The sequence below is a fragment of the Devosia sp. Root635 genome (assembly GCF_001427605.1).
In the GTDB taxonomy this organism is placed as follows: domain Bacteria; phylum Pseudomonadota; class Alphaproteobacteria; order Rhizobiales; family Devosiaceae; genus Devosia.
In genome coordinates this window covers 15,397-28,437 of record NZ_LMGZ01000006.1, presented here as the reverse complement: position 1 = coordinate 28,437, position 13,041 = coordinate 15,397, and the positions used below count along the sequence as shown (strand labels likewise).

Genomic DNA, 13,041 nt, shown 5'->3' with positions numbered 1-13,041 from the left:
TGTCGCCTGTGATCCAGGCTTCCTCACCGGACGCACAGCTCTGCCGCTGTCGTTTTCCGTCCTGATGCACAATGTACGAAACAGTTCGTTCAAGTCAATGGCCGTTTCCGATCGATGGAAAATTAGCTGCGCATTTCCTATTTGTCATGTGTTTTTTGTTTTATATGACATTTCTCTATTGCTTTGACGTTGGCCGCTTTCGCGGGTTAAATGACTTGAGCAACGGAGGCCAGCGTGGCGGACGACAAGCAGATCGTGGAAGAAGGCGTTGGTGATATCGCCTTCCGGCACATTCGGGATGACATCGTGGCGGGCATTTTGCAGCCGGGGATAAAACTCAAGCTGGACGCGCTCAAGACCCAGTATGGCGCCAGCGTCAGCACGCTGCGCGAAATCCTCAACCGGCTGGCGAGCGAGCATCTGGTGGTAGCCGAGGGCCAGCGCGGCTTCGAGGTAGCGCCCGCGACGGCCGACAATCTGCGCGAGGTGGCTGACCTGCGCCTGCTGCTGGAAAGCCACGCCATCCGCCTGTCGCTGCAGACCGGCGATCTCGACTGGGAAGGGCGCGTCGTGGCGGCACACCACAAGCTGTCGGTGGTCGAGGCGCAGTTACTGGCCGGCGAGATCGATCGCACCGCCCAATGGGTGCGCTACGACTTCGCCTTCCACAATGCGCTGATCTCGGCCTGCGGCTCGCGCACGCTGCTCGACCTGCATGCCTCCGTGTTCGACCGCTTCATCCGCTACCACATGCTGGCGGCCAGCTTCCGCGGCTCGGCGGTGATGGACGACCACCGGGCACTGTTCGAGTTGGCCATGCGACGCGATGTCGGGGGGATCGTCGACAAACTGACGGGGCATATCCGGAGCGGGGTGGATTACGTGCTGAGCACGGGGCGTATCTAGGTCCGGGGCTATCCCTTCACGGCGACCCGAAAAGTCGCGGCCATGGCGGGAGCATCGGGCTGCAGGCCGGTGAACAGCTCGAACGCTCGCACGGCCTGGTAGACCGCCATGCCGCCGCCGGGCAGCACGCGGCAGCCGCGGCTGCGGGACTGCCGAATCAGCTCGGTTTCGAGCGGGAAATAAATCACGTCGGCTACCCAGTGCCGTTTATCGAGCAGCGCCGCAGCGATAGGTAGACCGGGATGCCTGACCATGCCGACCGGGGTGGCATTGACGATGCCATCGGCCTCCATCGCAGCGGCGGCAACATCGGCCACCGCGTGGACATCGGCGCCGCGCAGGCGTCGCAGCCGCGCTGCGGTGTCCTCTGCCCTGGTGACGTCGGTGTCGTAGATATCAAGCCGCTCCACGCCGCATTGCAGCAGCGCCTGCGACACCGCAGCGCCGGCGCCGCCCGAACCGATCTGCAGCACCCTGCCCCGCGCCACATCGGGCAATTCCCGCCGGAAGCTTTCGGCAAAGCCCCAGCAATCGGTGTTGTGCCCAATGGTGCGCCTGTCGCCGAAGACCACGGTGTTGACGGCGCCGATTGCGGCAGCATCCGGCGCGAGATCCTCAAGCAGCGGCAATATTGCCTGCTTGAACGGATAGGTGATGTTGAGGCCCGCAAAGCCGAGGTCGCGGGCCTCGGCGAGTATCAGAGGCAAATGGGAATCGTCGAGGTCCAGGCGATCGAAATCGATCAGGTGATAGCGGTAGTCGAGGCTCTGTCGCGCCCCTTCCTGCTCGTGCATCAGCGGCGAGAGCGACGCGCCGATACCCCGGCCCACCAGCCCGATGGTGATGCCATCGGCGTGGGGTAAGCGATTGTGCAGGACCGAGACGCGAAGCGGCTGCGCGGACTGGCTGCTGGCGATGGGCAAGGCGGGTCTCCCTGGCGCCGCCTGCTGCTGGAAAAGCGGCGGCGGCCTTGTCTTTCCCTCGCGGCACCCGATAAATGCTGCAAGGCGATTTGCGGCAAAATGTACGAACTGGTTAGTTTAGTCAATTGCCGCCGAGGAAGGCGACGACGGCATGAGTACTCCAGTTTCGACATCCCGCACCAAATCCCGGGACGGAGCTTCGCGCGTCCAGGACCCTGAGGGCACGAAACAGAACATCATCGAAGTGGCGGCGCAGGAATTCGCGCTCAATGGGCTGTCCGGCGCGCGGATCGACGAAATCGCTGCCAAGACGCGCTCGTCCAAGCGGATGATCTATTATTATTTCGGCAGCAAGGAAGGGCTCTATGTCAGCGCCCTCGAAAACGCCTATCGCCAGGTGCGCGAAGGCGAAGCCAAGCTCGATATCGAAGGCCTGCCGCCGCTGGATGCGCTGAAACGCCTGGTGGAATTCACCTTCGACCACCATCACCAGCATGAGGAATTCATCCGCATGGTGATGATCGAGAATATCCACCATGGCGAATTTCTCGAACGCAGCGGGGTGATCCGCGACCTCAACGTTACGGCCATCGGCAGTATCGAGGCGATCTATGCCAAGGGCCTCGCCGATGGCGTGTTCCGCGCCGGGCTCGACCCGCTGGAAATTCACTGGCAGATCAGCGCGCTGTGCTTCTTCAACGTGTCCAACCGGGCCACGTTTTCGAAGATTTTCGGCAAGGATGTGGGGAGCGCCGCGTACCAGGAATCACTGCGGCGGCAGACCGTGGAGATGGTGCTGCGGTTTGTGGTGAAGGCTGAGAAGCTGGGCGGGGTGTAGGCGCGGCCTAAATTAGGGGACGTGGTAGCGGCGGTTTGTCGTTCTCTGGGTGCGGAACGTGCATATTGATGCCGTGTAAAACCATGATACTCAGGAAGTAGCGCCGACGCGGCGAGGCTAGTTCCTCATCTAGATTTTCTATCCACGTCATACTCGAAACCTCTTCGGGGATGCTTGCCTCGGGAGTACCCGTCTGGAACAGATGCTTTTCTATGAGCAAGAGCGCGTTGCACATGGGAGCAATTTCAGGGTGCTCGAAGTAACTTCTCCCTCAACCGGGAACCGAAGCCCAACTAAACGCCCCAAACAGTCTTCGACAATTGCAGCTCCAACGATTGCTGTCGTCCGCGCGGATTGAGTGTTGAACTCTTTTATGGCGTCCGATGTGACCTTACTGCCGCTGGATAGTATCCACATAGTAATCCTCTGATTGAAATGGCAGAACGTTGTTCAACGAGAGCATCATCACCTTCTGGCGGTGTGTCAGCAACGATTACCAAGGTCTCTCGGTACCTTTACCCCGCAGCATCCACACGCCGACCTCCTCCTTGCAAATGTACTAACTAGTTCGTACTCTTTGTGCGAACAGGAGGACTCGCCTTGAAAACCTCGATAGCCACCGTGTCGATCAGCGGCGATCTGCGAGAGAAGCTGGAAGCCATTGCGGCGGCGGGCTTCGATGGCGTCGAGATTTTCGAGAACGACTTTCTGGCCTATGACCGCTCGCCGCGCGACGTGGCGGAGATGGTGGCCGATCTTGGGCTGACCATTACCCTGTTCCAGCCATTCCGCGATTTCGAGGGGCTGCCGGAGCCACAGCGCAGCCAGGCCTTCGAGCGTGCGGAGCGCAAGTTCGACCTGATGGGGGAATTGGGGACCGAGCTTATGCTGGTCTGTTCCAGCGTGTCGCCGCTGGCGCTGGGCGGGATTGACCGGGCGGCCGCCGACCTGCGGGAACTGGGTGAGCGGGCCGCCAGGCGCAACCTCCGCGTCGGCTATGAGGCGCTGGCCTGGGGCCGGCATGTCAATGACCACCGGGACGCCTGGGAGATCGTGCGGCGGGCGGATCACGCCAATATCGGCATCATTGTCGACAGTTTTCACACGCTGGCGCGGGGAATCGATCCCAATTCGATCCGCGCCATTCCCGGCGACAAGATCTTCATCGTGCAACTGGCCGATGCGCCCCGCATCGATATGGACCTGCTCTATTGGAGCCGCCATTTCCGCAATATGCCGGGTGAGGGTGACCTCGACGTCACCGACTTCATGCGGGCGGTGGCGGCTACCGGCTATAATGGTCCGATTTCGCTGGAAATCTTCAACGACCAGTTCCGCTCCGGCTCGCCGCGCACCATTGCGGCGGATGGCCATCGCTCGCTGGTCTATCTGATGGACCAGGTGCGCAACAGCGAGCCCGACATTGCCATCGATGTGCCCGTGCTGCCGCCGCGCGTCGATGTGCAGGGCGTGGCCTTTGTGGAATTCGCGGCCGACGAGGCCGAAGCACAGGCACTGGCGGGCCATCTGCGCCGGCTCGGCTTTCGGCTGACCGGGCGGCACAAGAGCAAGGCGGTGGAGCGGTTTACGCAGGGCGAGATCAATATCGTCATCAATACCGAACGCGAGGGGCTGGCGCATTCGGCCTATCTCACACATGGCACGTCGGCCTATGCACTGGGGCTGATGGTGGATGATGCTGCGGCCACTGTCGATCGCGCGCGGGCCCTGGGGGCGCAGTTGTTCAGCCAGCGAGTCGGGCCGGACCAACTCAGCATTCCGGCCATTCGCGGCATTGGCGGCGGAGTGATCTATTTCCTCGATGAGAGAAGCCCGCTGGGCCGTGTCTGGGATATCGAGTTCGAACCGGTGAGCGATCCCGAGCCGAGCCGCGATGCCGGATTGCGGCGCGTCGATCATGTGGCGCAGACGATGAATTACGAGGAGATGCTGACCTGGATCCTGTTCTACCGGTCCATCTTCGTGGCCGAGAAGAGCCCCATGGTGGATGTGGTCGATCCCTCGGGGCTGGTGCGCAGCCAGGTGATCGAGAATGCGGCGGGATCGCTGCGACTGACGCTCAATGGCGCGGAGAGCCACCGCACGCTGGCGGGGCATTTCATTGCCGAAACCTTCGGCTCAAGCATCCAGCATCTGGCCTTTGCCAGCGACGATATTTTCGCTACCGCCGATGCCTTGCGGAACAATGGCATGAAGACGCTGGAGATTTCGCCGAATTATTACAGCGACCTGCAGGCACGGCTCGGCCTCGATTCCGACCTGATCGAGCGGCTGCGGGCGGGTAACATCCTTTATGACCGCGACGCCGGCGGGGAATTCTTCCAGCTTTACTCGACCAATGTGGGTGAGGGCTTTTTCTTCGAAGTGGTGCAGCGGGCGGGCGACTACGGCGGCTACGGCGCTGCCAATGCGCCCTTCCGCATCGCCGCGCAGAAGCGCAGCCTGCCGCCTGCTACAATGCCGCGGTAATAGCGGGTCAATTGTCGGCAGCTTCTATCGGCTCCTGCCCACCCTCCCCCTTGAGGGGAGGGTAGCGAAGCTGGGCCAGCAGGCCCTAGCGTAGCTTGGGAGGGGGTCCTTCAGTGACCTACAGGATTACCCCCTCCCCAGCTTTGCCACGGCCCTACGGGCCAGGCGCCGCTACCCTCCCCTCAAGGGGGAGGGTGGGCAGGAGCCGATAGCGCAGCGCTACTGTTGCGTCCGAAGTGAACACTTACCCACCAGTGGGGACGCTCTTGCCCTGCCCTACAGCGTCGCTAGTTCGCGGTTGCTCAACGTGCCGCGATAACCCTTCTTGATTTCAACCTTCCGTTCCAGGGCCTCCACCACGCTCATGGGGAAATCGACCTCGTACATCTGGCTGAGATTGTTGAGCCCGCCGGGGGTGAAGACGTTGATCTCCAGCAGCTTGTCGCCGACGATATCGAGGCCGACGAGGAACATGCCGTCCTGCACCAGTTTGGGGCGCACGGTTTCGGCTATGGTCAACATGGTGTCGGTGACCTCGATGGCCACGGCGCTGCCGCCGGCATGGATGTTGGAGCGGATTTCGCCCTTGGCGGGCGCGCGTCGGAAGGCGGCGAATTTGCCCTCGCGCTGCAAGGGCACCCCGTTCATCAGGAAGAAGCGTACGTCGCCTTCGGATGCCTCGGGCATGAAGCTCTGGGCGATCAGGTAGCCCTCCTCGCTCACCGCCTCGAAAATCTGCTTGATGTTGGATTCCTTGGGCGAGGCGATCTTGAACACGTTCTTGCCGCCCGAGCCCTGCAGGGGTTTCAGGATCACGCCCTTTTTCTGCTGTTCGATGAAGCCGCGGATTTCATCGAGGCTTTTCGCGATCAAGGTCTCGGGGCGCACCGAGGCCGGAAAATCCTGGAAATAGAGCTTGTTCTGCGCCCGGGCGAGGCCATCGGGGTCATTGAGTACGATGACCCCGCGCGCGGCCGCCAGGCGCCCGAAAATCGCCCCGACCTGGGCGGCCCAGGGCCGGTCGGCCGAATCTTCGGACGGGTCATTGCGCAGCAGCAGGATGTCGATCTCGGAAACGTCGAGCGTTTCCACCTTGGTCTCCTTGCCCTGCAGGTCCTTGAACAGGGTTTCGGCCTTCTTGTAGTTGCTCGCCGGCAGGGTCAGCGCCCGCACCAGCAGGCTGTCGTCCGGCCGCAGCACAAAATCACCGGGGGTCAGGTAGCAGATATCGTGGCCCCGGCTGAGCGCGGCCAGCGCCAGGTGGGTGGTCGAGTAATTGACCGTTTCGCCTTTGATGGAATTGACAAAAAACGCAATGCGCATGGGGTGACGCTCCTAGTTGGCCGACATTTCTATTGGGGTGATGCCGGCATAAGCTGCCTTGAGCCGTTTATCGGCCTCGGGGTGGGACAGAAACTGGGGCAGCAGGCGCGGTGCCTTGAGCAGGCCGCGGGTGCCCAATTCCTGCATGACGCCGAAATGGCTGGCCGCGATCTTGCCCATCCAGAATGGATCGAGCGAACCACCGGCCCGAAGATGGGCGAGCACTTCGAGCAGACCCCGCAGATAGACAGCGTCCTTGGGCAGGCCGCCGCCGCGATAGACGCGCAAGGCCAGGTTGAAGGCCGCAGAATCGGAAAAGCCGAGGTCGCGCACCAGAAGGCGATAGCAATCGACGAAGGTGGCGCCATCGAGCATGTCGGCGCAGGCAACGACCCGCGCCGCGATGAGCCGCAGCCGGGCAATGGTCATGCCGCCGACGAGGTATTCGGCCAGCACGGCCAAGCCTTCCTGCACGCCTTCATAGCCGGCGAGACCCGAGCGGAAGAGGCGCAGGCCCTGGGCCGAGCCGTTGAAATAGGTCAGCAGATGCACGCCGACTTCGTGGCTCAGCAGCGCCTCGACGCGTTGGCGGGCCATGGTGGTATTGCTCGATATCAGCAGTCGTCCGCCTGATACCATCAGACCGGAAGGCAGGTCGTCACGCAGTTCGACGCTGGCGGAAAAGCCGTCATAGTCACCGGCATAGGTCTTGATCATCGCGCGGGCGCGGCGTTCCACGAAGGCGACATCGGCATCTTCGCCATCACCCTTGCGCCTGCCGCGGCGGGGTTTGGTTTCGTCGAGGATTTTCCGGGCGGCCTTGAGCAGGCTGGGCTCGACCGGACCATAGAGGGCGCGGCCGAATTCGACATAACGCGGGGTCTCGCGAGCCGACAGCAGGGAGAGTTGCAGGTCGAGCTCCTGCTGTTTTTCGCGATAAAGCGTGGTCAGCACCGGGTCTTCGAAATGGTCCAGCGCGACGGAAAACAGTGCCTTTTTCTGCCTGGATATATCGATGGTGAGCGGGCGGTAGAGAAAACGCGGTGCGCGTTCACTGCCGTTCTCGGCGAATTCGGCGCGGGCCGCCAAGGCATTGATCGGCGTTACGGCCAGCAGGAAATCGAAGGACTGGGCGACCTCGTCGATAGCGCGGTCGGCGCGGGTCACCGCATCGACAAAGGCCCGGCGCCCGAGCGCGCGGTGGGACGAGAGCGCCAGGCTACCGGTGAGGTCGGTAAAGCGGGCGACCGCGCGCAGGCCGGCATCGACGATATTGGCGACCAGCCGCTCGAGCAGCTCAGGGTAGACCGCATCCGATTCCGGCATCCGGTAGATGGGGGCGAAGCGCACGGTCAACGCCGCCAGACCGGGCAGTTGGCGGGCCAGCTTCGCCGCCGGATCGTCGGCGGTTTTCGGCCGGGCGATCTGGGGGGCACGATATTTCGTTTCGACCTGCTCGACGGCAGCCGAAAAGGCGAGCAGCGCCTGTTTGGTGGGGCCGTTGCCCGAGGCCGACACGCTCATTTCGAACGGCGGGAGGTAATCGGCGTCACTGGCCAGGCGGTCTCGCGCCAATTCGCCGATATCGAGCAGGATGAAGGCGCCGAACCGCGCGGTCATCGCCTCGGCGACCAGCTTGATGATATCAGTGGCAGTGCCGAGATTGCGGACCAGCAGATAGGACGAATTGGCGGTGACGACATCGAGCGCGGCCGGCTCGCGGCGACGGCGGACATGTACGACGAGGAAGGGCAGCGGCCGGTCGATATGCAGGCGCTCGCCGCGGCCGAAATCGCGCCGGATGGGCTCGCCGGCCTCCAGCGCCTTGGCGAATTCGGCCAGCAGCTTGTCGTCGGCCGCCGTCATGTCGAGGCCCTGAGACTGTCCAGTAGCACCGGCAGCGAGGCCGCGAGCATGGCGCGCATGGCGGCCAGGGCTTCGGGATCGGGCGCACCTGTCCATTCGTCCATGAAGAATTTCTTGAACTCGATGGCGATGGCGCAGCCGCTGTCGGGGAAATTGGCGTGGACGAAGCGGGTCTGCTCGCCCCTGCCCTCGAAGGCGATATTTTCGCGCACATCCATCGGGCGGCCGCGGAAGGAGAAGCCGCGCAGGCTGTCCATGAAGGGATCGACGACATGAGCCCAGCGGGCGCGGTCCATGGAAATGGTACCGATATTGATCTGCGGGGCCTCGGCTTCCGGGGTCGGACCGGCGTCGGGGCCGGCGCGGCGATGATTGTAGCTGTGGATGTCGAGCAGCACGAAGCGGCCATGCTCGGCGGCGATGGCGGTCAGCGTCTGGCCCAGCATGGCGTAGTAGGCCGCGTGCACGTCGAGCGAGCGGCGGACCAGGTCATCGGCCGGTCGTTTGGCCCAGACGTCGAGACCCCAGGCCTGGTCGGGTCGCAGATAGACCGCACCTTCGGCCCCGCGGTTGAGGTCGATCTCGAAGCGCGAGCGGTGGAAGACGATGCGGTTGGGCACATCGCTTATGGCATAGGCGGTGAACGGGTCTTCCTCGCGCAGGCGCCCGGCCGCGTCGAGGCCCATGACGGCGGCGACCTCGTCGCGCAGCGCATGGCCGTTGTGGATGGCGGTGCCGATGAGCGGCGACGCCGCCCGCTCGACCGACCAGAGGGCGTTGCCGGCGACAGGCGCAGCGAGATCGGCCGCGGTCGGGAGACTGTGAGAGGCAATATCGGGCATAGGACGCTTTGTTTGGAGCCCGGCAAGCGGGCGACCTCACAGTAACGGCCATTGCCCGTTGCAGTTCCGACAGGGTGGATTGATGTCTGGGCCATCCGCGCTTAGACACGAGACCATGCGCGTCCATGTCATCCATGCCCATCCGGTCGAGAGCAGCCTCAATCGCGCGCTGTTTCATACCGTCGTCGCGGCCCTGACCGAGGCCGGGCACGCGGTCGATGCGCTCAGCCTCTATGATGCCGGGTTCGATGCCGTGCTCAGCCGCGCGGAACGGCTCAACTATCACGACGTGCCTGACAACGTGACGCCGCTGGTCCGGCCCTATGTAGAGCGCCTGCTGGCCGCCGAGGCGCTGGTCTTCGTGCATCCGGTGTGGAATTACGGCTATCCGGCCATCCTCAAGGGCTATTTCGACCGCATCTTCCTGCCCGGCGTATCGTTCACGCTCGATGGCGGCGGCGATCGCGGCCGGGTGGTGTCCAACCTCCACAGGATCCGCAAGGTCGCCTTCGTCACCACCTATGGTGGTAGCCGCTGGCGCACCATGATCATGGGCGATCCACCGCGCCGGCTGGCTCGCCGCTGGGCCTGGGTCACCTTCGGCACGCGCCTGCCACCGAAATTCATGGCGCTCTATGACGTCAACAATTGTACGCCCGAACGTCTTGGGGGGTTTGTCGACAGGGTCCGGCGGACGATGCGTCAGTTTTAGGCGCGTCACCCCCTCCCTCGAGGGAGCGGTGAAGAGGTCTCAGGCGGTTGCGGGCTGCGAGCTTTGGAAATCGGCGCTTCTCGTCAGCCCGGCATCGTAGAAGTCGATGAGGCGGGGATCGATAGACGTGGCCAGGATGCGGCAGCGTTCGAAGACCGGTTCGGCAGCCGCGCCGCCGGCCCAAGTCGCCAGCAGCGCTTCGTGGGCTGCGGCCAGCGTGGTGAAGGCTTCCGAATCCGCCAGGACTTCATCGCCGACCAGCAGGTGGATGGGTTCGGGCTGGCTGATGCCCTTGAGTACGACCGAGCCAGCGGCGAGAAAGGCCAGTTCCGGCGCGGCCGCCCGCGTTTCGGCGGTGACGAGAATGTCGTAACCCACGCTCCGGCAGGCGCCTTCGAGGCGGCTGGCCACATTCACCGTGTCGCCGATGCAGGAGTAGTCGAAGCGGGCTTCGAACCCCATATTGCCCACCAAAGCCGGTCCGGTGGAAATGCCGATGCCGATGGCGACCGGTTCGGCCTGCTGGGCATTGAGCGCGCGCAGGGCCGCCCGCATGTCCAGCGCCGCCTCGCAGGCATGGCGGGCGTGGCGCGGCACGTCGACCGGGGCATTCCAGAAAGCCATGATGGCGTCACCCATGAATTTGTCGATGGTGCCGTGATGGGCAACGATGGCCGCTCCGAGCCCGGCAAACAGCCGATTGAGCATGGTCACCAGGTCCGCCGGGGCGGTGCGCTCGCTGAGGGCGGTGAAGTTGCGCACATCCGAGAACATCACCGTCATCTCGCGCACGTCGCCGCCCAGCTTGAGCAGGCCGGCATTGGCCTCGATCTGGGTCAGCAGCGAGGGTTCGACATAATGGGCGAAGGCCTTGCGGATACGGCGCTTGTCGGCGTCGGTCACGGCGAAGCGGAAAAAGGCCATGGCAGCGTAAGTCACGAGGGCGGCAAACAGGGCGAAGCTGGGATCGAGCAGCACGCCGAACTGGCTGAAAGCCAGCCAGCTTCCCGCCGTCGCCAGAGCCGCGATCATCAAGGAAAACGCTAGCCCCACCAGTGGCCCGGTCAGCAGCAGGACCAGCACCACTGCGAACCCGCTTACCGCGATGATGAGTAATTCCAGCCCGCCGACCCAGTCGGCCCGGTGCAGGAAGGTGCCGGTCAGCATCTGTTCGAGCGCCTGCAGGTGGATGGACACGCCCGGCACCGCCTCGCCCAGCGCGCTGGCGCGAATATCGAGCAGGCCGGCTGCGGAAGCGCCGACGAGGACGATATGACCCGATAGCAGCGGGCCGAGGCTGCTGTAGCCTTCGCCCAGCACTTGCGCGGCCGACACGTAAGTCGATGGCGGCAGGTCGCGATAATAGAGCCACATGTCGCCGTCTGGCCCGGTCGGTATGTCGAACTGACCCACCCGCAATCCGGCCACGGTGCCGGCGCCGGCCGTGTCCCCCAGCACGACCAGCGTCGAGGCGCCCTGGGCTACGCGCAGGGCCTCCACTGCCAGGGTCGGCAGCGGCGCCGTGCCGTTGGACCACAGCAGCGGCAGGCGGCGCGCCACCCCTGCCCCTTCACGGTCGAGGCTCGCGACGCCCAGGCCCATGGCGGCATCGGCCAGCGCCGGCAGCGGCGCGGCAACGCCATTGAGCGAGGGCAGGCTGGCAAGGATGTCATTGCCGGTGATGGCGAAACCCGCCTTGGGCGCCGGCGGCTGGCTTCCACCCATGGCGCGGCTCATCACCAGGACGGTCGGGCCGGACGACAGCGCGCTGGCGAACGTGGCGTCATAGTCGGCCCCCGCCCCCGTGATGGCGGCGGGCGACCAACGGTCGGGCTCGGAGAACAGCACGTCGAACACCACCACGGCCGCGCCGAGCTCGATCAGGCGGGTGGCGATCTGCGCCATGTCGCGCCGCGGCCAGGGCCATTGTCCGATGGCGGCGAGCGAGGCCTCGTCGATATCGACGATACGCACCGGCAGGTCGGCGGGGGCGGTTCGGGGCCTGATCTGCTGGAAGGTATCGAAGGTGGTCTCGCGCACCACCCGCACGGCATAGGGGTCGGCAGCGCGCAGCAGGACCAGCGCAATGACGATGGCGGCGCCCAACACCAATGCCGCCAGTCGCCGCGTCAGCATGGTTCAGTTCATCGGCGCGGTGGCGTGGGCGCGGACCATCGGCATGCTGGGCCGGCAGCGCACATCGCGCCGGAAATCGGTCGGCGACATGCCGGCGATCTTGCGGAACGATTTATTGAATGCACTGAGTGAACCAAAGCCGCTATCCATGGCTACCTGCAACACATTCGCGTCGTCCTGCATCAGCAAGGCCTGGGCGTAGCTGAGCCGCATCAGGTTTACATAATCGTTGAGCGTCATACCCGTCGATTTCTTGAACACGTTCATCGCGTATTTGGGGTGGATATCCGCGGCCGAGGCGATATCGGCGGAGTCGATCTCCTCGCGGAAATTGTCGGCGATGAAATCGCAGATGCGCACCACGATGGGCGAGGAATGATGGTCCAGCCCATCGACGGCATTGACCACGTCGGCAGGGCCAGGCAGTAATTCATAGGGGTCGAAGCGAACGCGCTCGATGCGCAGCAGCAGTTCGTCCACGGCCATGCTGGCCTTCATCGGATCGCCTGACCGCGCATAGCTGTTCCAGCGCTCGAAGTTGTAAGGGTCGGCCGCATCCGTCGATCGCGACACCAACGTCGCTCCCTGCATCAACCGCGACTGCACGTCCTGCGGCAGGCGCAGCCGGAAGAAATGCACCAGTGGCAGGTGCCCGCCGGCATAGATCAGATCATCGGAGGCGTCATAGAGCTGGTGGGGCAATCCGCCCCAGAACAGGGCCATATCGCCGGCATCGAAACGGGCCTCGTGACCGCTCATCCGGTAGTGGGCCCAGCCCCGCACGATATAGTTGACCTCGACCTGCGCATGCCAATGCGCCGCCCGCATGACCAGCGGGCTAGCATGAAACATGGACAAGGCCGTCGGTAGCCGCTCCACCCCGTTGGCCTCGGGTTCGTAATACGCCCTTTGTGCCATCTTACTTTCCGCCAACTCTGCATGCCCTTTGTGAGGGACGCCACGCGTCAGGTCGATAGCTTAGGAAGCGCTCGGCATAAGAGCAAA

General features: G+C 63.9%; 10 protein-coding genes. 4 read left to right on the top strand and 6 right to left on the bottom strand.

Going from position 1 to position 13,041, the window contains the following annotated elements:
• Positions 1-234: 234 nt before the first annotated feature.
• A complete protein-coding gene (locus tag ASD80_RS04335) occupies positions 235-906 on the top strand; it encodes a GntR family transcriptional regulator (RefSeq protein WP_056229497.1) in 672 nt (223 codons plus the stop codon).
• An 8-nt stretch (positions 907-914) separates the two neighbouring features.
• On the opposite strand, the gene ASD80_RS04330 is transcribed toward ASD80_RS04335, so the two are convergent.
• Positions 915-1,829 carry a shikimate dehydrogenase gene (locus ASD80_RS04330; protein WP_320410339.1) on the bottom strand — a complete coding sequence of 305 codons (915 nt, stop codon included), beginning with the start codon at positions 1,827-1,829 and terminating at the stop codon, positions 915-917.
• Positions 1,830-1,980: 151 nt separating this feature from the next.
• Between ASD80_RS04330 and ASD80_RS04325 the strand changes: the two genes are divergently transcribed.
• Positions 1,981-2,667, top strand: coding sequence for a TetR/AcrR family transcriptional regulator (locus tag ASD80_RS04325; RefSeq protein ID WP_056229494.1), 687 nt, complete (start codon positions 1,981-1,983; stop codon positions 2,665-2,667).
• Positions 2,668-3,267: 600 nt separating this feature from the next.
• Entirely contained in the window at positions 3,268-5,157 is a 1,890-nt protein-coding gene (locus tag ASD80_RS04315; RefSeq protein WP_056229488.1) for a bifunctional sugar phosphate isomerase/epimerase/4-hydroxyphenylpyruvate dioxygenase family protein, read from the top strand.
• Positions 5,158-5,433: 276 nt separating this feature from the next.
• On the opposite strand, the gene ASD80_RS04310 is transcribed toward ASD80_RS04315, so the two are convergent.
• From ASD80_RS04310 to ASD80_RS04300, 3 genes are read right to left on the bottom strand one after another with little or no spacing between them, the layout of a single operon-like run.
• Positions 5,434-6,480, bottom strand: a complete 1,047-nt coding sequence (locus ASD80_RS04310) for a glutathione synthetase (RefSeq protein WP_056229485.1) — start codon at positions 6,478-6,480, stop codon at positions 5,434-5,436.
• Positions 6,481-6,492: 12 nt separating this feature from the next.
• Entirely contained in the window at positions 6,493-8,346 is a 1,854-nt protein-coding gene (locus ASD80_RS04305) for a flavohemoglobin expression-modulating QEGLA motif protein (RefSeq protein WP_056229482.1), read from the bottom strand.
• Positions 8,343-9,188, bottom strand: a complete 846-nt coding sequence (locus tag ASD80_RS04300; RefSeq protein WP_056229480.1) for an N-formylglutamate amidohydrolase — start codon at positions 9,186-9,188, stop codon at positions 8,343-8,345. The genes ASD80_RS04305 and ASD80_RS04300 overlap by 4 nt, the downstream gene beginning before the upstream one ends.
• A gap of 115 nt (positions 9,189-9,303) precedes the next feature.
• Between ASD80_RS04300 and ASD80_RS04295 the strand changes: the two genes are divergently transcribed.
• Positions 9,304-9,900 (top strand): NAD(P)H-dependent oxidoreductase, encoded by a 597-nt coding sequence (locus tag ASD80_RS04295; protein ID WP_056229478.1) that lies wholly within the window; start codon positions 9,304-9,306, stop codon positions 9,898-9,900.
• A gap of 39 nt (positions 9,901-9,939) precedes the next feature.
• Here the strand turns inward: ASD80_RS04295 and ASD80_RS04290 are convergent, their stop codons facing one another.
• Together ASD80_RS04290 and ASD80_RS04285 are read right to left on the bottom strand one after the other, a co-directional pair.
• Positions 9,940-12,036, bottom strand: a complete 2,097-nt coding sequence (locus ASD80_RS04290; RefSeq protein ID WP_056229475.1) for a CHASE2 domain-containing protein — start codon at positions 12,034-12,036, stop codon at positions 9,940-9,942.
• Positions 12,037-12,039: 3 nt separating this feature from the next.
• Complete coding sequence (locus ASD80_RS04285) at positions 12,040-12,954, bottom strand: helix-turn-helix domain-containing protein (protein WP_056229472.1); 915 nt, start codon at positions 12,952-12,954, stop codon at positions 12,040-12,042.
• Between the last annotated feature and the right edge of the window lie 87 nt (positions 12,955-13,041).

Coding starts and splice junctions, on each gene's coding strand:
- ASD80_RS04325 (WP_056229494.1), top strand. CDS start 1,981: ATGAGTACTCCAGTTTCGACATCCCGCACCAAATCCCGGGACGGAGCT.
- ASD80_RS04310 (WP_056229485.1), bottom strand. CDS start 6,480: ATGCGCATTGCGTTTTTTGTCAATTCCATCAAAGGCGAAACGGTCAAT.
- ASD80_RS04305 (WP_056229482.1), bottom strand. CDS start 8,346: ATGACGGCGGCCGACGACAAGCTGCTGGCCGAATTCGCCAAGGCGCTG.
- ASD80_RS04300 (WP_056229480.1), bottom strand. CDS start 9,188: ATGCCCGATATTGCCTCTCACAGTCTCCCGACCGCGGCCGATCTCGCT.
- ASD80_RS04295 (WP_056229478.1), top strand. CDS start 9,304: ATGCGCGTCCATGTCATCCATGCCCATCCGGTCGAGAGCAGCCTCAAT.
- ASD80_RS04290 (WP_056229475.1), bottom strand. CDS start 12,036: ATGCTGACGCGGCGACTGGCGGCATTGGTGTTGGGCGCCGCCATCGTC.
- ASD80_RS04285 (WP_056229472.1), bottom strand. CDS start 12,954: ATGGCACAAAGGGCGTATTACGAACCCGAGGCCAACGGGGTGGAGCGG.